Raw genomic sequence first — 300 nt, 5'->3', positions numbered from 1 at the left:
GAAATGGCACGTTCTGTCATCGACGCCCGCCGTGGCGAGTCCGATGGCCTGGGAGAGCCCAACGCGCACGCGCAGACACAGGCGCAGACGGATGGCGAAGACACCGACACGGCGGACGTGCGAACCACCGACCAGATCCGCGCCGACATCCTCGGCGACCTCCTCCTCACGGCCGCGCCCACCGCGCACGATGGCGGTCCCACGGACCTGGGTGCGATCCGCGCCACTGTGCAGATCACCGTCCCGGTCATGAGCTTGATTGAGAAGCGGATCACCGACCCCTATGAGACCGCGTTCCTC

1 pseudogene is annotated in these 300 nt (G+C 67.3%); it reads left to right on the top strand.

Annotated features, from left to right (window positions below):
• Positions 1-3: 3 nt before the first annotated feature.
• Positions 4-300, top strand: a pseudogene (locus MIC448_RS14335) (hypothetical protein); the annotation flags it as partial.

It is taken from the genome of Microbacterium sp. C448 (assembly GCF_000582705.2).
In the GTDB taxonomy this organism is placed as follows: domain Bacteria; phylum Actinomycetota; class Actinomycetes; order Actinomycetales; family Microbacteriaceae; genus Microbacterium; species Microbacterium lacus_A.
The sequence above is the reverse complement of the archived record's forward strand: the minus strand, read 5'-3'. Positions and strand labels throughout refer to the sequence as shown.